Raw genomic sequence first — 19,615 nt, 5'->3', positions numbered from 1 at the left:
TTTTGCAGACCCAGCAACAGCAGGAAGAGGGCTAAACTTGGGTATAGTTTGAGGTACCGTTAAACACTGGTATTGGCAGCGGAAGTATGGTTGAATCTGTGCCTTCTCCTTCCGGTACCCACCAGCACATCTTGATCGTGGAAGACCGAGATGGCCGCCGTACCCAGGTGCTGGGATCCGCCAAATACTTCATCGGTCGGGACTTGGCGAACGACATCTGTCTCAACTCTCAGTATGCCTCCCGCTACCACGCCATGCTGCTGCGGATTCCCGCCGAGCGAGAGGGAGAATATTGCTACCGCATTTTGGATGGGGATCTGGAAGGTCGCCCCAGCACCAATGGCTTGTTGATCAACGGCCAGAAATTGACCACCCACCAGCTCAAGTCGGGGGATGTGATCACCTTTGGCCCCGATGCCAAAGCCACCTACAAAATTGTTAAGGCTCCCTAGGCCCAGATCTCTGCAGAGCGTGCAATCGCCCCCCAATCAACAGCAGCAAAGCCAGCACCAAGGCCATCTCCGACAGCAAGGTCGCTAGGGCCGCCCCCTGCCAACCCCACCTTGGGATCCAAACCGCATTCAAAAGCCCATTCAGCCCCAGAGCCATCAGTTGCAGACGGCTGCGGGGCTTTTGCAACCCTGCCCCGGTGAGCAGGTGAGATAGCAAAAGGTGGATCCCTTCCAGCAAAATGACCGGGCTGAGCCAGCGCAGGATGAGGGCCGTTTCCCGGTAAGCCGATCCCAGCACCCAGGGGATCCCGTAGGATCCCAGGGCCAGCCCCAGAGCAGCCAAACTGCCGTAGCCCACCACCCAAGGGGAAAGGTGACAGGCGTAGCGCCAGCCTTGTGGGAGTCCTTTTTGGCCTTGGCGGCACAGCTCGGCAAAATGGCTGGTGAGCAGAGCAATCATCGGCGTTTGCGAGAAGTTGATCACCCGGTAGGCAGCGCTGTAAAGACCCCCCGCCGCTGCTGAGGCCAAACGGGGCAAGAGCAGCTTATCCAAATCGGTGAAGGTTTTCACCGCGGCCAGCCCCACCGCAAAGTCCCAGCCCGCTATCAGCCGTTCCCGCAGATCTCGCCAGCTCAGGGCCAAGGGGGGAGAAGGCTCGCTCCACCGCCCCATCCCCCTCGCGATCAGCAGCAGCACGACCAACACCATCAGGCCGTACAGAACAGCCCATTGCACCAGGGATCCCCAGCCTAAGGCCACCGCCAGCAATACTGCCCCCAATCGCCCCAGCGCCATGCCCGTGTCGATGAGGGCTACGCCGGCAACCTGCTCTCGCCCAACCAGGATCCCTCTGTACACCTCTGGCACTGCGACGAACAGCAGATCGCTCAAGAGCAATACCCCCACCACCGCTGCCGGCGTCCCGGCCAGCCAAACGCTCAAGAGGGGCCACAACACCAGCGCCATCCCCCCACAGCCCAATCCCGCCAACCATAAGCTGGGGCCAACCCCCTGGGTGCAAGTCGGGGATCCCTGCCGGCTGAGGCGCTGGATCAGCAGTTCCGATTGGCCCAAATAGCCAAACGGGGCGGCCAGGTTGCTGCAGGCCAAGATGGCAGAGAAAACCCCGAAGGCTTCCGGCCCCAACAGACGGGCCAACAGGATGAAATAGGCCCCGGACAACCCCAGGCGCAGGCCATTGCCCACCATCAGCCAGGCAGCCTGGCGCAGCCGTTGTTGTTCTGCTCTATCCACGCTGCCACTCCTGGACGAGGCTTGCCGCAGCCAGGGATACTGGATGGATGCTGAGACTGCCTGCCCGAGAGCGGGCATCTCCTCTCGATTTTGGGTGTATCGGTTGCAACTCTTCTGGCAATTTCATGGCCAAACTCTACCCCGTCAGCAACGCCGCGCGAAGCCCCCACACCTTGGCAGGACGGGATCCGCAAGCCCTGTTCTCCCCCCATTCCAGACCGCCTGCCCCCCGCCGGGTACTTCCCCCACCCCTGCCGGACGGCGGTAGCCCTCGCTGGCTGGGATCCGCATCGGCCAAAACGGTGGGGCAGGGCTATCGGGCCGTTGTCTTGCTCTTGCTGACCAGTCTGCTGCTGTTTGGAGGGCTGGGATCCCGTCTGGCCTACCTGCAGCTAGCGCGCACCCAGTATTACCGCCAGCTGGCCGATACCAACCGCATTCGCCTGTTGCCCCAGCCGCCAGAACGCGGACGCATTGTGGATCGCAACGGCGTATTGCTGGCGAGCAGCCGATTGTCCCACTCGGTCTTCCTCTGGCCTCTGGTGCAGTCGCGGCAGCGCTGGCAGGAGATGATCCCCAAGTTGGCAGAATACTTGAACATGGCCCCCGAGGAGATCGCCCAGAAACTGGAACAGGCCGGATATCGTTCCCCGTTTCCCCTGCGCATCCTGCGCAACGCCAGCCCCCAGGTGGTCATTCAACTGGAGGAGATGAGCCGCGAGCTGCCGGGAGTGATGGTGGAGGCCGAGACGGCGCGGTTTTATCCCCATGGCGACTTGGCTGCTCACCTGCTGGGCTACACCGGCGAGATCTCCCTAGAGCAACTGCGGGCCGACCCTAGCTATCGCCTGGGGGATATCGTTGGCCTGATGGGAGTGGAGGAATTGTTCGAGAACCATCTGCGCGGCCAATGGGGCGGGCGACAGGTGGAGGTGGACGCCATGGGAGAGGTGCTGCGGGTGCTGGGGGAACAAGCGCCCCAACCGGGCAACACCCTGCAGCTCACTTTGGATGTGCGGCTGCAGCAGGCGGCAGAGCGAGCCCTCGGCCAGCAAAAAGGAGCGGTGATCGCCATGGATCCCAGCGATGGCTCGATCCTGGCCATGGCCAGCTATCCCACCTTTGATCCCAACCTCTTTTCCAGCCGCATCACCCAAGCCCAGTGGGAGAGCCTGCAGCAGCAGGATTTTCCCTTCCTCAACCGCGGCCTGCGGCCCTATCCCCCCGCCAGCACCTACAAAATCATCACCACCGCTGCCGGGATTGAGTCGGGAGCCTTTCCCCCGAATACGGTGCTGCAGACCGGCCCCTACATCCAGGTGGGAGGGTGGCGCTTTTGGGACTGGAACCGGGCCGGCTTCGGGCGGCTGAACTACCGGCAGGCGATGGCCTACAGCAGCGACACCTTTTTCTACCAAATCGCCCTCGGCACCAAGGCTGCCCCTTTGCAAGAATGGTCGCGCCGCTTTGGGTTGGGACAACTGACCGGGATTGGCCTCAAAGGGGAAGCCGCGGGTCTGGTGCCGGATGCTGAGTGGAAGCAGCGCCACTGGCGCGAGCCCTGGTATGTGGGCGACACGGTGAACATGTCCGTCGGCCAGGGATTTATTACCGCTACGCCGCTGCAAATGGCGGTGGTAACGGCGGCAGTGGCCAATGGGGGCTGGCGGGTGCGACCTTTGCTCTCCCACCAGGTGATCCCTGACAGTCCCGTACCGCTGCGTCAGAAGGTGGGGCTCTCCCCTGCCACGCTGGAGATTCTGCAGCAGGGGCTGCGAGATGTCGTGGTTTACGGCACCGGCGGCAACGCCAACCTGGGGCCAGGATTTCCCCCAACGGCTGGTAAAACCGGCACCGCAGAGGATCCGCCGCGGCGATCCCACGCTTGGTATGTTGGCTATGCTCCCTACGACCGGCCCGAATTGGTGGTCGTGGTCTTTCTGGAAAACAGCGGCGGTGGGGGTGGATCACGGGCCGCTCCCATCTTTCGAGAGGTGATGCGGGCCTACTTCCGACCCGAGTCGTGAGCCCTAGCTTTCTGTCGGATCCGAGCCAACTGGGTATATGCAGTCTCTTGTCTCCCAGAAAATTGCGTTAAGATCCCCTAAAACCCCTTGCCCAGCAGGCTTCTGCCCTAACTTAGCTGTAGAATATGTCAGTGATTTGGAGCTCAACTGCCACAATCCTGCCATTCGCGCCAGTGGCGCCTTGGCGCATTGCAGGGCAAGCCCCGCTCCCACACACTGAGAACACTCTGGGCCGTGGCCGCTCTGCAACGCCTGAGCGAATCCGCGATCCAGGGAACGCTCTAACTTTTATTGCCTAACTCAAAAGGAGATCAGGATGAACAAGGCAGAACTTGTTGATGCCGTCGCTCATCGCGCCAATGTAACCAAAAAAGAAGCGGAGGCTGTCATTTCCGCCGCACTGGAGATCATTGTCGAAGAGGTCGCATCCCGCGATGAAAACGGTGAACCCAAGGGGAAGGTGACCCTGGTGGGCTTCGGCTCCTTTGAGGCTCGCAAGCGCAAAGAGCGGGAAGGTCGCAACCCGAAAACCAACCAAAAAATGGTGATCCCAGAGAGCATCGTCCCCACTTTTAGGGTGGGCAAGTCATTCCGCGAAGCAGTAGCAGGGGGGAAATCTTAATTTCGCCGGGTTGGGACTCGGCTGCTGGGTAGGGCGTGGAGCAGCCTCGACATGGTGGCAATTGGGCTTGGGGAGCAGCAATCGCTGGCTGCTCTCCCCAGGAGATTCTGGATTTTTCGGCCAGCTTGAATCCGCTGGGCCCACCGGAATCGGTCTTGCAAGCTCTGACTCAGGCGCTGTCTGCAGCAGACCCGGTTGTAATCAGCCGCTACCCGGATCCCGACTATCGGGACTTGCGCATCTGTTTGGCCAACCATTGGGCCGTCGATCCTGAGTGGATCTTTGTGGGCAATGGGGCAGCGGAGTTGCTCACCTGGGCAGCCCGGGATGCGCAAGGGCGGGAGGTATGGCTGCCCCAGCCTGCTTTTGGGGATTATGCGCGGGCTCTGCGGGCAGCAGGGGTAACCATCAAGCCGCTGCCTTTTTTCCCCGGCCAGGGATCCGCCGGTTTTACCCTTCTGCAGGAACCCCTTCCGGCGGCAGGCAAAGGGAGCCGAGTGCTCTGGCTGAACAACCCCCACAACCCGACGGGCCAGCTCATCCCGCAGCAAGACATCCTGCCTCTCCTGCCCCAGTTCAACCAGGTGGTGGTGGACGAGGCTTTTATGGACTTTTTGCCGGGGGAGCCCACCCTGAGCTTAAACTCCAGCCCGTCGGCAATGCCCCGCAGCCAAACCTTGATCCCCCACCTGGCGGCTCACCCCAACACCATCGTCATCCGTTCCCTCACCAAGTTCTTCACACTGCCCGGCTTGCGCATTGGCTTTGCGGTGGGGCACCCGGATCACTGGCAGCGCTGGCGACAGTGGCGGGATCCCTGGAGCGTCAACGGATTGGCGGGAGTGGCAGTGGCGGCAGCTTTGGCCGATGAAGACTTTCGCCGGCGCACCTTCGCCTGGCTACCCGTGGCCCGAGAGCATTTGTTCAGGGGTTTGCAAGCACTGCCCGGCTGGGATCCCTGGCCTGGTCAAGCCAATTTTGTGTTGGTGCGCTGCCCTGGCTCTGCCACGCAAATTCAGCGGGCGCTGCTGCAGCGGCACCGGATTCTGGTGCGGGATTGCCTGAGTTTTCCCGAGCTGGGAGATCGCTACCTGCGCATTGGCCTGCGCACCCTGCCGGAGCAGGAGCAGTTGTTATCCGCCTGCCGGGAGATCCTGGAGAATAGCTAGGGATTTTTCTGCGGGAGAAATTCTCATGCCCGAAGCTACCGCCTTTTGGCCGGAATGCAACGCCCCTATCGTGCGGGGGGTGGCCCATTACAGCGATCTGGAGTTGCTGCGGGCCTTTCAACGGCAGCCGGAGGTGGCCCGCTACTTCATCAGCCTGTTTTGCCGCTACTGCAAGTGGGTGGACGGGATCCTTGCCGAACATCTGCCGCCCGAGCAGTGGGCTGCCTATCGAGAGCAGGTTTGGTTGCGGCTTTACCTGCGCCTACAGCGCCTAGATGTCCACAGCCTTGTGGAAGAAGCGGCTGGCGAAGGGGATCCTGTGCTGCGACCCTGGCTGGCGGAGCAAACCCGTGAGCTGATCCAATCCTTGGATGGGATCCCCACCCGCCCTCAAGCTTCTTGCAGTCTCGACTCCACCAGAGGCGGGGCGAAGTCCTCTCTTTCACCGGCACTGGCCTGTTATTTGACTGCTGGTTTGGATACCTTGCCGGGGGATCTGCGCTTCATTCTGCTGCTGCGGGATCGCTTTGGCTGGCCACCGGTTCGCATTGCCGACCAACTCAAGGCTGACGGATATTACCTCGCCCCAGAAGACGTGGATGCCATCGTTGCCTCTGCCCGCCAGATCTTGCTTCAGAACCTACCGACAGATGTGCGTGCCCTCTATCTGGAGGCAAAGCCCTAGAAGACTGCCATAGCCCTGTGGCATGGTGGTTTATGGCAAGGTATGGGGCGCTGGCAATCCTTGTTCCCAAGGTGGGTTCTCCTGTTAGGCTGTTTCCGGCTGTAACAGTGGATCGGCATTGTTTGCTCTCCGACTTTACATCAAGTTGAGTGTGGGCTGTCTATGAGTCCTTCTCCGCTTCCCCCAGACCCTACCCAACCCCTGTCTCCGGCACAGCAGTCCCATTCACATCCAGTTCCTCAACTTGCTCTTCAGGAGGCGCTGAGCCATCTGCATTTGGATGTGCTGAAAGAACTGGAGCGATTCCGCCTCTGGCAGCGTTTGCAGCGCATGGACTCTGTCCCGCCCCCACGAGCAGGTCAGCTTGGGAATACCAGCTCTGTACAGCGCCCTTCACCTGTACTCATTCAAGAGGTGGTGGAAGACTTGGAAGAGGAAGAGATGCCGCGGCCCTCCGGGGCCTTTTCGCCCCTCTGGGTCTTGCTGCTGTGGGTGCTTTCCTGCGCGGGGATTGGCTTTGGGGTGCGCTGGCTGATCTGGCCGGAAGAACTGTCCCTGCCCCAAAGTGCTGCTAGCAGGGCGGAAGAAGGGATCCCTGCCCAGCTGGATTTGGCCCAGTTGCCCCTGATCCCACTGGAACCGGTGGAAGGGCAGGTGGGAGAGGAGTTCTATTTCGGTGGCTTGGATCCGGATCGGCTGGCGCTGGGCTTGACGGCCACCCCGGACTTGAAGGACGTACAGGTGGATCCTCTTCAAGGCGTTCCTAACCTGCTGGACAGCCTGCAGACCGACTTGGCCTTGGCTTCCAAGGAACCCTCTCCCCCCAGCTTGCAAACGGTGGAGCAGTTGGCAGCCAGCCTGGAGCGCCCATCCCAACCTTCATCGCCTACTTCTGCGGGATCCCAGAACGTGGTGCCCCTAAGCGACAACAGCGTAGACTCTCTGGGGCCGAACCGCGGCGAGGGAACCTTCTTGGTGCTCACTATCTACTCGGGAGATGAGAGCTTGGCACGTGCTCGAGAAGTTTCTGATGGGGCCTTTGTCAAAGATGTGAATGGCCAGAAGTTTGTGCAGTTGGCAGCATTTAAGCAACTGGAGTATGCCCGCTATCATGCGGAAACCCTGAAAAATAAGGGCTTTAACGTTACGATTGCTGAGCAGTAACTTTGGCCATCCCGTCACTGCTGACCTGCGCCAAAACCCAATTCATCCTGGTTGGCAGCAAACTTTGTATTTCAGGGATCCCATCTTGGGAGAAGAGCTGGAGTCGATCCCATTGTAGTCATTTCAAGTTAGGTTAAGACGCTTCCCAACTGCTCAGCGGTGCCGCCCAAGCCTTCCACGCCGCTTCCGCGACCACCCCTAGGCAATGCGACGGAACAGTTTCATTCCTCATTACGGTCGTTTCATTCCAACTAGGACACTGCACTCACACCTAAAACAACACTAAAACAAACGTTAAATGCACAGGGCCAGAGGGCTTTTCAAGGACTCCGTCCCGCTGGCGCGATCAGCAGCCCAGGAGTCTCACCCTAACCTGAAATAACTGAAACGACTATAAAATGACTGCGGCCGGCTGAAGACCGGAAAGGGTCTTAAGTTGGTTCGGAATAACTGGCTATAGATCCCGAATCCAAGGGATCCGAGAGAGAGGTAGCCGCTGCCAGATCCCTTCACTTCCTTCTGGATCGAGCAGGCGCCAGGCCAGCAACCCGGTTGCCGAGAGGAAAACCAGGGCCAGCAACAACGCAAGGGCATTCTGTAGGCTTTTCAAAAAGGGCCAGAGGCGGGCTGTACTCGGCCCCACCTGAGCAGCTCCAGACCGCTGCCGCGCCTGGGCGGGGGGGTTCCCGGAAGCTGGAGAGGAACTCAAGGGACGGGCAGGTGGAGCGAGGGTAGAGGACGTCAACTGGGCGGCAGGAATGGGTGGCCCTGGTAACCGATTCAAAGCCATAACCACAGCCTGAGGGCGCTGCTGCTGACGCATCCACCGGTTCAGCTCTGCCAGAGAGATGGCACAGAGGTTGTTGAGACCCAGACCCTGAATTCGCCCCACCAAAGGCCGGTCGTTGCTGACCAAAACCACCAGCGTTCCCGGCTGCTGCTGGGCCAGGGCATAGGCGCATTCGGCAATCGCTTCTTCCAAACGTACCCTCATGGACTGATCGCCGGCACCGGCACCACCCACCAGGGCACGGGCTTCTGAGACGGCAAACCCTAGACTGGGCCAGTGGCGCAAAAACTCGCGGGCTGTCGATTCTTCTTGGGGATCAATAGCCTGCCGGCTCAGGCGTTCTAGCTCGGCCATCACTGCCTGCGGCAGCACACACACCCCAAATCGAGCCCACTCTTGCCATAGAGCCAGACGACCGGCCAGGATCACCGGGCTATCGAAGACGAGGAGAGGCGGGATCTCGGCCATGGGATGCGCCAGCGTTGGACTTAACCTCAATTGTGCAGCTTCCCCGAAGACTTGGGTAGCAGGGATCCCTCTGCCAGGCAGAGGCGGATGGCCAGTGGGTAGAGGCGGTGCTCCTGGGTCTGGATGCGCCGGTAAAGGGATTCCACAGTATCTTCGGGCAGAACCGGCACGGCTGCTTGGGCCACGATGGGGCCACTGTCCATTTCCAAGGTGACCCGATGAACGGTGCAGCCGGCGATTTTCACACCGCACTTCAGGGCTTGTTCAACAGCCCGCAGGCCCTTGAAGCTGGGCAGCAGGCTAGGATGCAGGTTCAGGACGCGATCCGGGTAGGCAGACAACAACACCTGGGTAACCAGGCGCATCCACCCGGCCATGATCACCCATTCCACGTGATGCTGCCAGAGCACTTGGAGGATAGCTGCATCCAGGTCTTCGCGACAGGGGTAGTCTCGGTGGTCGAGCAAGACGCAAGGGATCCCTCGCTTTTGGGCCCGCTGCCGCACATAAGCTTTGGGATTGTTGGTGATGACCACAGCAATCTGGGCCTGCAGTTCCCCAGCCTCAATGGCTTGGGCAATAGCTTCGAAATTGCTGCCATTGCCGGAAGCCAAAATGCCAAGGATCCCCGGTTGAGAGGGCACTGGGATCCCGTCGGGATCCGGCCAGAGTAAGCTGGGCGAGTTCATGAGCGTTTGGTGGGAAAGTCTGCAGCCCCGCTATTTTAAACCCAGACAGCCTCCCCTCTGGTTCTGGCCGGGTTCAGCTTGAGAGGGATCCAAAAACTTGACCGTCGCCGGCTTTGACAGGCGCACCCGCGCCATCGAGCGCTGCACGGATCAAGCCCAAGAGGAGCTGCGGGAGATGCCTCAAGAAATGCGGAAAATGCAGCAGGAGATCCGCGATCTCTCAAGCTCCTCCAAAAATAGGCCAAGTCGATCAAGTCGATCCCAGCAGTTGAGGCCGGATCTTATGGACTCCGTCCCACTGTGGCGAGCGGCCACCTGATCTAGAGTGGGAAAGCATGGGCAGTGGGTGTGAGAGCATGGCTCCTTTGCAAGGACGACGCCGGCGGTTTTGGATCTGGAGCATGGTAGTCATCCTGTCCGGGTTTATGGGATCCCTGCTGGCGGGATCAGCGCAGAACCTGGGAGCACAAGCCCAGCAGGGCCTGACTCAAGCCCAACTGGAGCAAGCTCAATATGTGCGCAGTTGTGGCAGTTGCCATGTGGCGTTGCCCGCCCAAGTGTTGCCCACTGAAACCTGGCGACGGCTGCTGCAGGATCCCAACCACTATGGCCAGCAGATCCAGCCCCTGAGCGGTGTGGCTTTACAACTGGCCTGGGGCTATTTGCGGCCCAACTCCCGGCCCCTGCGACAAGGGGAACAGGTGCCCTATCGCTTGGCAGATTCCCGCTATTTCCGCGCTTTGCATCTGCAAGTGGAGTTTCCCACTCCTGTGCGGGTGAGCGGCTGTGTGGATTGCCACCCCAGGGCTAATGGGGGAGACTTTGCCAGTCTCTCTCCAGAATGGCAATCTTGAGGAGCGCAACTGAGGCGATGCAGGTGGATCTGGCCACCATTCTGGCAGGCTATGCCCAAGGCTACTTTCTGATGGCCGACGAAGAGACGGGATCCCTGGCCTGGTACGGCACCGACCGGCACGCGGTGATCCCCCTCGATGAGCGATTTCACTGCCCCCGTTCGTTGCGGCCCTTGGTGCGCAGCGGTCGCTTTCAGGTGCGGCTGAACTGCGCTTTTGAGCAGGTGGTAGAGGGCTGTGCCGCTCGTCCCCAAACCTGGATTAGCCCCGAGCTGAAGCAGATTTACGCAGCTCTGCACCGGTCTGGCTTTGCCCACAGCTTTGAAACCTGGCAGGGAGAGACCTTGGCAGGCGGGATCCTGGGTATTGCCCTTGGAGCGGCGTTTATCGGCGAGTCCATGTTCTACCGCATTCCCAACGGCTCGAAGGTGGCCCTGGTGAAGTTGGTGGAGCACTTGCGAGAGCGGGGCTTTCGCCTCTTCGACGCTCAGTTGATGAACCCGCATCTGGCCCGTTTCGGCGCCTTTCTCATGGATGGACAAGAGTACCTGAAGCTATTGCAGCAGTGCCTGGGGATCCCTTGTCGGTTCGATTAGACCTGTGATGCTCAAAGCGACAGGCTTCCCAATAGCTGCTGTTAGATCATTGCAGCGGCTCTTGGTGGGAAACTTGGTGGAAAATGAGGGAGGACTCCACTCTGCTGCTGTGAGCGAATACATCCCGTGGTGGGCCAGCACATGGGATCCGCTCTGTTCCCGTCAGTGGCAGATGAGACTGGCTCGCAAACACCGTTCGTTGCCGTCTGTGCTCTTCTGCGCTCAGAACGAAGAACTATTATGCTCAGACCAAAGAACCATTAGATTAGATGGGCATTGTTATAAGGTGAGAGGAGTTCTCTACTGCTGTTGAGATTGTCATGAGCCAAAAGCTTCTGTTCGTCTGTCTGGGCAACATCTGTCGTTCTCCCACTGCTGAGGGCATCACCAATCACCTTTTGCGCAGCAGCGGCCATAAGGAAGCAATTATCTGCGACTCAGCAGGTACGGCAGCCTATCACATCGGCAGCCCCCCAGATAGGCGCATGCAACAAGCAGCCCGATGCTATGGCCTAGAGCTACAAGGCAAGGCCCGCCAGATTCGACCTGCCGACCTGCGCGAGTTTGACCTGATCCTGGCTATGGATCGACAAAATTACCGCGACATTCTCAGCTTGGATCCCCAGGGAAAATATGCCGAGAAAGTGCGCCTGATGTGCAGCTATTGCCGCTCTCATTCTGACGAAGAAGTTCCGGATCCCTACTACGGGGGTGAAGCTGGATTCCATTACGTGATCGAGCTGCTCTGGGATGCCTGTAGCGGCTTGCTGGAATCCCTGGTTCCCGGGATCCAATGCCCACCGTTGCCCCCCCGTGCTTGAGAGCTTGTGTGTTTATTTACAGTCAATTCAAATGGCGATGAGACGGTAGCCAGTACAATAGCTCCGTTCGCGATAGTCATTCCGAATAAGTCTGGGACATTTGCCCTGCCTTCGATCTCTAACCGGCCAACACAAACATACCCCTTATCTGTCTCCCAAAGCAGACTAGGGGAACCTGGGATCCCCAAGTTGCTTTCCTGCAGTCTGAAACAACCATATATCCTGGCCCAGAGGGATCCTCATCTAACTTAATTGCCTCTATTTCCGATGCTGCTCCGGCAATTTGTCGGATTCATCCTCATCAGCGTTTTGTGCAGATTGGGATCCATATAACTCCAGACACCGCGCCTTTGCTTAGGTACGGGCTGAGAAGGGAACTTCCGGCTCCTCCGAGCCAACGATGTACGGGTCGTCTCCAAACGAAGTGTATTCGCTGTAGAGCTCGTCAGCAGTCATGCTGGGCCGCAAAGCCTCAATCAAAAACTCGTCGACGATACGCTTACAAGCGGCAATTGCGGCTTCGAGGGTCTCAAACTTTCCGTACTCGTACTCTTTATATTTCTCCACATAGTGGAAGTTGTCGGCAACCACCACAGTAAATGGGCGCGCTGGATCGGAGCCGGGCATGAGGTGAGGTCTAATGCTGCTGTTACTTCCGACATTATACATTTCTCTTAAGGGTTTATCAATTGTCGAAGAGAGGTTTCTAATAAAATAAGATCTTCTTGAATCGTTTGCCAGATGATGGACAAACTCACTTGAAAATACTCATGGATCACAATATTCCGCATTCCCCGCATTTCGTCCCATGGAATTTCAGGATGCGAAGCCTCCACCTCTGGTGGAATGCCGCGAACTGCTTCACCAATTAATTGCAAGATTATACAAAACTGCCCCAACTGTCTTTCGATCGACTTGAAATTCATCGAACGTGATGTCTTTTATAAACTCTCGGATCTCTTCAATCGCAGCTAGCACGTCTCTTACTCTGTTCTGCCAATCTCTAGAAGGCACGAACCACCTCCCGGAGAACGGATTCTTGCAGATAGGGCTTGAGGGAGTCAGGCGTACCTAGATCAACCGGACTCTCTAAAATTTCCTCTAGATATCGTTTCAAGCGTACAAAAGTGAACAATCCAACTGGACGGTCAAACTCTACTAGCAGATCGATATCACTGTCTGTTTGCGCTTCATCCCTTGCTACTGAACCAAAGAGCATTAGAGACTTTACGCCAAAGTCCTTCAGAGTGTTCTGGTGATTTGCCAGTAATGTAAGGACTTCCTGTTTTTGCATTACCCAACCTGCAATGAAAAGAAAAGTCCATTAGGAATTATAGCTCACCTATTTCCTCTCAATTACGACTCAAACAAAGATTCATAACGCTTTGCAGGTCGCAGGCACAGTTGAGCCGAGGCACACCTTGCAGAGGACAGGGATCCCTGGGTTCCCGCAATGAGGGCATTTGAGCTTGCTCATCATCTTGTCTCTGGGTACATCTAACGGCACGCACATCTTGCCTTGCCATTAACAGCCAGTTCAAGAAACTTGTCGTCTTTGGGATCACGACACGTCGCCACGCGCTCTACAATCTCCACCAAGACGCCATCTCTAACAAAAGTGCTCAAGAACTCCATCCGTTCTTCCTCGGTTATATACCTTTCAAATCCTTTGCGCCGCAGGACATCGCTCAATTCTTCAACGGTCACACGTGAGATAAGCAATTTGCCTCTCTGTGTTGCCCTGTCAAAGACTTGACGAGTGACAGAACATCTCAACAGGAGCGCACTGATAACAACATTGGTATCAAAAACAAAGCATGGTTCATTCGACATTCAGCAGAGATTCCAGTATCTCAGGAGTTAAGCCACGCTCCTGTGCTTTTTGGCTGATTTCATCTATGACAACCTGAAGGGGACGCGGTGGTACGATGAGGTCGCGTAGCCAAAGGTTAAGTAACAACTGAAACTTTCTTTGCAGGTCAGCAGGAATTTGACTGTAAAGTCTCGCTGTATCTGCATCCAGAGGAATGGTAATCACTGTGTTCATCTTTCCAACTCCTCGATGTTGGATATTATTACACTTGAGATTAAGTCGCGCTGGCTAACGGCTTGCGCTTCACCTGCGCCGCGAAGCGCAGCGGAGCGGCGTCAGGCGCAAGCGCAGGTTGGGCGGCACTTTGACGCTACATTAGAACCTCATCTAACCAATCAAACAGCGTTTGATTAGAAAGACTCAAGTTGTTCACCTGGCAATGGGCGTCGGCACCTTCTTCGGGGGTGAATACGCGGATAGCTTTTTGCCCTCGCAGTCGGTCGTAACACTCGTGCGTTTGCCGAATACACTCTACTGGATCAGCAGTACCAACCATGCATAGCAGGGCACACTCGATATTCTCCACCTCAACGCGTGCCTCGCTGACTTTCATCATATATTCAGTAATTCGGTCAACGCCCGCCGACCAGAGAAGTTTGCTCAATGCAAGCCGCGCCACGGGATTTCGGCGGGTAAGAATTCCCAGCACCATCTCCTTGACTGTATTTGGGGCTTTCTGGAAGGCACCCCATTCCGACTGCAAAACGCGCGGAAGATCAATGATCGGCGGATTAGCAATACATGCCTTGATTCGCTTCTCGAAAGCGGCGGCTCTTGTGACCGCATAGCCGCCGCCGCTAATCCCGTAAATCGCCAGGCGCTTACCGTCTACTTCGGGCAACTCTAATGCAAAGTCTACAATCTGTCTTGCAACTACTTCGGTGTCTAGACGAACGGTCATTCCATCCAGGATTGCCTGACCTTGTCCTGGCCCCTCAAACATCAAGACATTATAACCGCGCCGAATGCCAGCTAAGCCACCGAAGAAATACATATCTTCGGCCACACCTTCGCCGCCGCTGACTGCCAGCAAGGTCGGGCGCTTCGTGCCCGACATAGCGGGTCGCATAAAGTAACCCGTGAGCGTCTTGCCCTCAAAGGGTATCTGAAGCGGGGTGATGGGTGGATTGGACAACTCGGCCACCTTGCGAAAACACTCCCTCATCCTTTGCCAGGTTGCAGGCAAATCGGGGTCTTGAGGAGGTTGACAAACGGAGGCGAAGCGGTAGTAGGTCATCGCGCGCAGGTAGGTTTCATGGGCACTCACTAGGTGACCCTTGGTCTGCATAACCGCAGCCACTTGTTCCAGGTGAGCGGCCATCGTTTTCCATGCTCTTACCCAGCTTGCCAGATCACTCTCGTTGATTTGTGATGCAATACGCAAGCATTCTCCAAGTTCAGCCCCTTGATAGGTCGAGAAGCCCATTGCCCATACCAGGTAGAAATCAAGGTCTTGACTCTTGAAAAAGACGCGTTGCTGGTGTCTTTGGAATACTTTTTCTTGTCCCATATTACCCCTCCACTATGGCATTCCTGTCGCCCAACGGTGAAGTTGTGTGGCGGCAGATAACCTTGAATACCCACCAATAACCTCTGTTCCGTCCGCACCAACGCAGTGTTAGATGCCTGACAACCTGACAACTTTAACAAACTTTACCTGACGACCCTTGACCTTATATCAAAGTATAAGGTTTACTATGAGCTTATCAGGCTGTAATGGAGTGATGTCAATGTTTCAAGTGGGGGAAGTCTCGCGTCTGTTAGATATTAATCCACAAACCCTTTACTTTTATGAGCGAATTGGGTTAATTCCATCCCCACAGCGCACAGAAGCAGGGTATCGGCTATTCAGTCAACAAGATGTGGAGCGGCTTACCTTTATTACACGGGCTAAATCTTTGGGGCTTAGTCTAGATGAAATTAAAGACATTCTTGCGTTAAAGGATGGGCGATCGCTCACTTGTCAGGCGGTTTATGAACGTCTCAGCAAAAAAGTTAATGAAATTGAAGATAAGATTCGCCAATTACAAATTCTTCATAATGAGCTAACACCACTGGCTCAACAGTGCTATGCCAATTTGCACAATTTGCAAAAAAATGATCAAGAATGCGTTGTCCTAGATCAGTTTCAAGTCAAGCCTTTGAGAAATTAATGCTATTGCGATCTGACGTAAACATTGGGAGGAAAATTCTTATGAAACCGATCACAGTTGAAGTACTGGGAACAGGCTGCAAAAAATGTCAGCAACTAGAAGCTAATGCCAGAGAAGCGATCGCTGCACTTAACCTAGAAGCAGAAATTTTTCACATTACTGACCCCATTGAAATTGCCAAGCGAGGAGTTATGTCTACACCTGCACTGACTGTTAATGGTAAGGTCGTGGGTAAAGGTAAAGTGATGACCAGTGAGGAAATTCAGCGACTCTTACAGATGTAGAAGAGAGGACAAACAATGTTCGATCCGTTTTATCCATTCGACTGGCTGGCAACACAGATCGTCACTCGTCTATTAGGACTGTCAGTTGAATCTCATCTCGGAGCTAGCTTGCATTTTTTCCTTTACGATGTCCCCAAAGTTTTGACCTTATTGATTGTTATTAGTTTTGTTGTGGGAACATTTCAGAGTTTTTTGCAACCTGAAAACGTGCGGCAATGGTTAGAAGGTAAGCGCACTTTGGGCGGAAATATTCTAGCGGCGATGGTGGGGATTGTCACACCTTTTTGCTCTTGTTCTGCCGTACCCCTATTTATTGGTTTTTTGGAAGCAGGTATCCCTCTGGGTGTGACATTTTCTTATTTGATTTCTGCCCCAATGGTAAATGAAGTAGCTGTTGTACTGTTGTGGGGGTTATTCGGGTTAAAAGTCACACTTCTATATATTGGCTTTGGGGTTGGATTAGCGATCTTAGCTGGTTATATCATCGGATGGCTCAAGTTGGAAAAATGGGTTGAATCTTTTGTATGGCAATTTCAAAAAGCCCACCAAGACAATGCTCAAGAGGACAACCTTAACGCCAATCATGTCACTTGGAAACAGAGGTTTCAGCAGGGATGGTTTCAGTCCAGTGAAATTGTGCGATCGGTATGGCTTTGTGTCGTTGTCGGTATTGCGATCGGTGCTGGAATTCATGGCTATGTCCCAACCACTTTAGTTACACAATTAGCAGGGTCTAGCAACCCATTCGCTGTTCCTGTTGCTGTAGTGTTGGGTGTACCTCTCTATGCAAACATTGCTGGTGTTATGCCAATTACCGAAGCATTGGTTAACAAAGGAATGCCGATGGGTACTGTATTAGCGTTCACAATGGCTGTGACGGCTCTCTCATTGCCTGAGATGGTCATCCTGAGAAAAGTTCTTCGCCCTCAACTTTTAGCTGTGTTTATTAGCCTAATGACTTTTGGAATCATCAGTATCGGCTACCTGTTTAATGCACTCCTTGTCTAACTACCCCTTTGCTCTCAATCAGGACTGGGAGGATAGCCACAACCAGGGAATAAGGGCATCTAACGGTTGAACTCACCCGCCACCAGTATAGCTAAGCATACAAAGGTTGGCATGATATGGGTCGCTGGGCGTAGCCCCACATTGGTTTCCCAGAATCTTAAGGCGACAACCTTAACCTACCTAGCTATAGTTTTGGGTAATGACTAAAGTATAGCTTCAAGTCGGGTGCAGTGACTTGTTATGTTGCACTTACAATTGGTAGTAAATATTGATACGAGTTTCTAATTTGCTATTCAAAATCTTCATCATTAATCCTTTTCAATGAGGATTGATTGAATGCTTTAAAGGTTAGATTTGGGTACTGTTGCACAATAGCTCTCAATTCTTCAAAAACTGGGCTCGCACCCTCAACCCCAGTTACAACGCACCAGATACGCGCTCGTGTAAGTGCAACAAAGGCTTCGTTACGCTTCTGTAGTTCTGACTCTCCTCTCCAAGCTAATGGCTGGGTAGCACAATGAAATCTGCAAGCATAAACCTTCCACGCCTCATTGCCCTTGGCTCGGAAAATTGTTGAGATCGTGATGCAGTTATCCATGCGAAAGATATCCCGATTTGTATCAACACCTGCAATAACGCTTTGGATACCTCGCTTTGAGAGTTTAGATTTTATTGCTTCAAAGTACTGCTGTTCTTTATCACCAGTGGGACAAGTAATCAACAAGTCCCAAGGGTCGAAGCCTAACTTCAGATCTTCCTCCACTTGTTGAGCAATCCATTCCTGCTCTTCCAACTCATCCGAAAAAGTCTGGATGCGTAAAGGTGAGCCTAAAGCGTCCTTGTGAGGAAAATCATCACTGTCTATGGGGTGAGGGCTGTTTTTTGCCTCGCGCGTAACTGTGACTGTTTTGCCAGCTTTGACACTTGCATCTGAAAAATCTCCATCCAGAACAGTGTAACCTAGTTTTTCCCAATCCTCTTTGTTACTCACTCCTTGCAAACAACCCTCTTGTCGCAGTAAGCCCATGTTGATAGCGTGAGCAGCCATGAGAAGCATTTTAGGTGTTCGGTAGCATCGGTTTAAATTGTGTGCCTTGCGCAGTCCTCCTTCGTAGGTAGGGCTGGTTATGGTTCCATCAGGAAGTTTGTTCCCACCTAAATCTACTACTGGTGTTCCATCTGGATTAAGCCCAAAGATATGCAAAGGACGAGGTACCGTCAGGGTTCCAATCCCCTGTGCTTCGTCGTATGCCCAATAAAGTCGTTTTGGGTCAGATAAACTTTTATAAGCTAATCGATAGAAGGATGGGGGCAAATCCTGTCCTTCGTCTATCAAGATCGCATCAAAAAGTACAGGTATGTTCGGTACCCTTTTCTCCAGATCATCGCAAACATACTCAAAAGCCTCTGATGGAGAGCAGTTGCGCCCCATCCTCTCTCTTACATCCTTGACACTCAGAGGACATATTCCCGATTTTTGGGCTAAGTCACGGTAGAAACCGTTACGCTCTTTTGAACCCCAAGCATGTAGTACTTGTACATTGTGCCAGTTTGGCTCTACATCTCCTTCATCCTGCCGAACCATTTCACGATAGTAAAGACTGATTAAACCTATGATTTGGTCGTAAAGTGCCTGTGTAAAAAACACAAAAGCAATTTTCCAGTCAGGGTGCGCGGCATGGATTTTTGCGGCTCTCTTGGCAAATAGAACGGTTTTCCCTGTTCCTGCTAATCCTCTAACACGCTGAGGGCCATCTGGAACCTCAAAAGCTACCTTTTGCTGTTGATCGTCCAGAAAACGAAGGCGAGATTCCAGATAATGGATGACTCTTACAGGATTTTCGGGTGGTGTTCCTGTGGGTATGGCTCTAGGTTCTTGTCTTGGTAGCGAACCGCCCAGTAAAGCAACGATGTTTTGCCACTGTTCATCAGATAGAGGACGCTGTGGTTTTTCGCAAGCGCCCAACTGTAGTTTTTCTCGGAGAGTCGATGGCTTGAGATCCTCCTCCAGCAAAACAACGCCTTGGGTACAGGGCAAGTCAGAAAATCCCTTATCTTGCCATTCTTGCCCTTTAACAAAGGGTAACACCACTCTGTAGTGTGAGGTGACCAGTCCTCGTGTTTCTCTTCGTTCTGCGAGTTTCGCACTTATTGCAAGCATGCCATCCTCAGCTTGAAGCATAGGCAATTCCTCTTCCCTATGCCAATTAGTCATTTTCCACTGATGCCCTTCGATACTTTCAATGTTAGCGATACTGCACCCTTTACACTCAAATACCCACAATCCTAAATCTCTGTGCATAAAGATAACGTCAGGTTCTCTGGTGAGATTGCCTGTGCGTTTAAAAATTGGATACCTAAAGTAAGCTACGCATGGCTCATTCTGAAATGTCTTTTTGAGGCATTCCCAAAACTTTTTCTCTGCTGTGTTTGGGTTAAGTGGAGCATAGTTCTGGAACTTACCTTCTGACATGCTGTCTCCAAATGACTAAACTAAATCTATTTGACTAATAAGACAAGCAATATAACGGCTGAACTCACCCGCCGCCAGCAGTTTTGGGTATTTCTCGAATTTTAACATCAGGTCGGGTGCAGTGACTTGTTATGTTGTGTAAATTTTTCCACCGATCGGTTCAACTACCCACAGACGCCAGCGCCCCTTCACCAACAGCCTTGACAAGGCACAGCTCTGGCGCTGGCAACAT

The 19,615-nt window shown here is 54.5% G+C and carries 23 protein-coding genes; 12 read left to right on the top strand and 11 right to left on the bottom strand.

Features of this window, described 5'->3' with window-relative positions; all coding sequences use genetic code 11:
- Positions 1 to 86: 86 nt before the first annotated feature.
- On the top strand, positions 87 to 452 hold the full coding sequence (locus tag ACVWZG_RS06545; RefSeq protein ID WP_011432528.1) for an FHA domain-containing protein: 366 nt from the start codon (positions 87 to 89) through the stop codon (positions 450 to 452).
- Here ACVWZG_RS06545 and ACVWZG_RS06540 read toward each other — a convergent pair.
- Positions 439 to 1,707, bottom strand: coding sequence for a lipopolysaccharide biosynthesis protein (locus ACVWZG_RS06540; RefSeq protein WP_457405744.1), 1,269 nt, complete (start codon positions 1,705 to 1,707; stop codon positions 439 to 441). The genes ACVWZG_RS06545 and ACVWZG_RS06540 overlap by 14 nt on opposite strands.
- 47 nt (positions 1,708 to 1,754) lie before the next feature.
- On the opposite strand from ACVWZG_RS06540, the gene mrdA reads away from it, so the two are divergent.
- The 5 genes from mrdA to ACVWZG_RS06515 all read left to right on the top strand — a co-directional run bounded on the left by mrdA (position 1,755) and on the right by ACVWZG_RS06515 (position 7,374).
- Positions 1,755 to 3,734 carry a penicillin-binding protein 2 gene (gene mrdA / locus ACVWZG_RS06535; RefSeq protein WP_457405742.1) on the top strand — a complete coding sequence of 660 codons (1,980 nt, stop codon included), beginning with the start codon at positions 1,755 to 1,757 and terminating at the stop codon, positions 3,732 to 3,734.
- Between the two features lie 316 nt (positions 3,735 to 4,050).
- Positions 4,051 to 4,356, top strand: coding sequence for an HU family DNA-binding protein (locus ACVWZG_RS06530; RefSeq protein WP_414352206.1), 306 nt, complete (start codon positions 4,051 to 4,053; stop codon positions 4,354 to 4,356).
- A gap of 35 nt (positions 4,357 to 4,391) precedes the next feature.
- Entirely contained in the window at positions 4,392 to 5,525 is a 1,134-nt protein-coding gene (gene cobD, locus ACVWZG_RS06525) for a threonine-phosphate decarboxylase CobD (protein WP_457405740.1), read from the top strand.
- A 25-nt stretch (positions 5,526 to 5,550) separates the two neighbouring features.
- On the top strand, positions 5,551 to 6,210 hold the full coding sequence (locus ACVWZG_RS06520) for a hypothetical protein (protein ID WP_457405738.1): 660 nt from the start codon (positions 5,551 to 5,553) through the stop codon (positions 6,208 to 6,210).
- Between the two features lie 282 nt (positions 6,211 to 6,492).
- Positions 6,493 to 7,374, top strand: a complete 882-nt coding sequence (locus ACVWZG_RS06515) for a hypothetical protein (RefSeq protein ID WP_457405735.1) — start codon at positions 6,493 to 6,495, stop codon at positions 7,372 to 7,374.
- 454 nt (positions 7,375 to 7,828) lie between these two features.
- On the opposite strand, the gene ACVWZG_RS06510 is transcribed toward ACVWZG_RS06515, so the two are convergent.
- Together ACVWZG_RS06510 and purN are read right to left on the bottom strand one after the other, a co-directional pair.
- Positions 7,829 to 8,632, bottom strand: a complete 804-nt coding sequence (locus ACVWZG_RS06510; RefSeq protein ID WP_457405732.1) for a PIN domain-containing protein — start codon at positions 8,630 to 8,632, stop codon at positions 7,829 to 7,831.
- Between the two features lie 26 nt (positions 8,633 to 8,658).
- Positions 8,659 to 9,321 carry a phosphoribosylglycinamide formyltransferase gene (purN, locus tag ACVWZG_RS06505; protein WP_414391117.1) on the bottom strand — a complete coding sequence of 221 codons (663 nt, stop codon included), beginning with the start codon at positions 9,319 to 9,321 and terminating at the stop codon, positions 8,659 to 8,661.
- A gap of 401 nt (positions 9,322 to 9,722) precedes the next feature.
- Here purN and ACVWZG_RS06500 point away from each other — a divergent pair, with 401 nt between their 5' ends.
- The 3 genes from ACVWZG_RS06500 to ACVWZG_RS06490 all read left to right on the top strand — a co-directional run bounded on the left by ACVWZG_RS06500 (position 9,723) and on the right by ACVWZG_RS06490 (position 11,592).
- A complete protein-coding gene (locus ACVWZG_RS06500; protein WP_414424374.1) occupies positions 9,723 to 10,175 on the top strand; it encodes a hypothetical protein in 453 nt (150 codons plus the stop codon).
- Between the two features lie 17 nt (positions 10,176 to 10,192).
- Positions 10,193 to 10,771 (top strand): leucyl/phenylalanyl-tRNA--protein transferase, encoded by a 579-nt coding sequence (gene aat / locus ACVWZG_RS06495; protein WP_414330332.1) that lies wholly within the window; start codon positions 10,193 to 10,195, stop codon positions 10,769 to 10,771.
- A gap of 320 nt (positions 10,772 to 11,091) precedes the next feature.
- Entirely contained in the window at positions 11,092 to 11,592 is a 501-nt protein-coding gene (locus ACVWZG_RS06490) for a low molecular weight protein-tyrosine-phosphatase (RefSeq protein ID WP_011432541.1), read from the top strand.
- A 354-nt stretch (positions 11,593 to 11,946) separates the two neighbouring features.
- Here ACVWZG_RS06490 and ACVWZG_RS06485 read toward each other — a convergent pair whose 3' ends face one another.
- The 7 genes from ACVWZG_RS06485 to ACVWZG_RS06455 all read right to left on the bottom strand — a co-directional run bounded on the left by ACVWZG_RS06485 (position 11,947) and on the right by ACVWZG_RS06455 (position 14,975).
- The gene (locus ACVWZG_RS06485) at positions 11,947 to 12,261 is read right to left on the bottom strand and encodes a hypothetical protein (RefSeq protein ID WP_457405728.1); all 315 of its coding nucleotides are present in this window, start codon (positions 12,259 to 12,261) and stop codon (positions 11,947 to 11,949) included.
- Between the two features lie 5 nt (positions 12,262 to 12,266).
- Positions 12,267 to 12,518: a HepT-like ribonuclease domain-containing protein gene (locus tag ACVWZG_RS06480; protein WP_457392609.1), complete on the bottom strand. Its 252-nt coding sequence runs from the start codon at positions 12,516 to 12,518 to the stop codon at positions 12,267 to 12,269.
- On the bottom strand, positions 12,454 to 12,606 hold the full coding sequence (locus ACVWZG_RS06475; RefSeq protein WP_457392606.1) for a HepT-like ribonuclease domain-containing protein: 153 nt from the start codon (positions 12,604 to 12,606) through the stop codon (positions 12,454 to 12,456). Before ACVWZG_RS06475 ends, ACVWZG_RS06480 begins: the two co-directional genes overlap by 65 nt.
- A complete protein-coding gene (locus tag ACVWZG_RS06470) occupies positions 12,596 to 12,886 on the bottom strand; it encodes a nucleotidyltransferase family protein (protein WP_414329506.1) in 291 nt (96 codons plus the stop codon). Before ACVWZG_RS06470 ends, ACVWZG_RS06475 begins: the two co-directional genes overlap by 11 nt.
- Before the next feature lie 203 nt (positions 12,887 to 13,089).
- A complete protein-coding gene (locus ACVWZG_RS06465) occupies positions 13,090 to 13,425 on the bottom strand; it encodes a putative toxin-antitoxin system toxin component, PIN family (protein ID WP_414329508.1) in 336 nt (111 codons plus the stop codon).
- Positions 13,415 to 13,639, bottom strand: a complete 225-nt coding sequence (locus ACVWZG_RS06460) for a hypothetical protein (RefSeq protein ID WP_414329510.1) — start codon at positions 13,637 to 13,639, stop codon at positions 13,415 to 13,417. Before ACVWZG_RS06460 ends, ACVWZG_RS06465 begins: the two co-directional genes overlap by 11 nt.
- A 136-nt stretch (positions 13,640 to 13,775) precedes the next feature.
- Complete coding sequence (locus ACVWZG_RS06455) at positions 13,776 to 14,975, bottom strand: alpha/beta hydrolase family protein (protein ID WP_457405727.1); 1,200 nt, start codon at positions 14,973 to 14,975, stop codon at positions 13,776 to 13,778.
- 220 nt (positions 14,976 to 15,195) lie between these two features.
- Here ACVWZG_RS06455 and ACVWZG_RS06450 point away from each other — a divergent pair, with 220 nt between their 5' ends.
- Genes ACVWZG_RS06450 through ACVWZG_RS06440 form a run of 3 tightly spaced genes read left to right on the top strand, consistent with a single transcriptional unit; the run spans position 15,196 to position 16,910 of the window.
- Positions 15,196 to 15,618, top strand: coding sequence for a heavy metal-responsive transcriptional regulator (locus ACVWZG_RS06450; RefSeq protein WP_457405783.1), 423 nt, complete (start codon positions 15,196 to 15,198; stop codon positions 15,616 to 15,618).
- 41 nt (positions 15,619 to 15,659) lie between these two features.
- Complete coding sequence (locus ACVWZG_RS06445) at positions 15,660 to 15,902, top strand: thioredoxin family protein (RefSeq protein WP_457392600.1); 243 nt, start codon at positions 15,660 to 15,662, stop codon at positions 15,900 to 15,902.
- 15 nt (positions 15,903 to 15,917) lie between these two features.
- Positions 15,918 to 16,910, top strand: coding sequence for a permease (locus ACVWZG_RS06440; RefSeq protein ID WP_457405725.1), 993 nt, complete (start codon positions 15,918 to 15,920; stop codon positions 16,908 to 16,910).
- Between the two features lie 289 nt (positions 16,911 to 17,199).
- Here ACVWZG_RS06440 and ACVWZG_RS06435 read toward each other — a convergent pair whose 3' ends face one another.
- The gene (locus ACVWZG_RS06435) at positions 17,200 to 19,383 is read right to left on the bottom strand and encodes a DEAD/DEAH box helicase (RefSeq protein WP_457405723.1); all 2,184 of its coding nucleotides are present in this window, start codon (positions 19,381 to 19,383) and stop codon (positions 17,200 to 17,202) included.
- Positions 19,384 to 19,615: the final 232 nt, after the last annotated feature.

The sequence above is a fragment of the Thermostichus sp. OS-CIW-33 genome (assembly GCF_054059615.1).
This window is presented reverse-complemented; position numbering and strand designations above follow the sequence as displayed.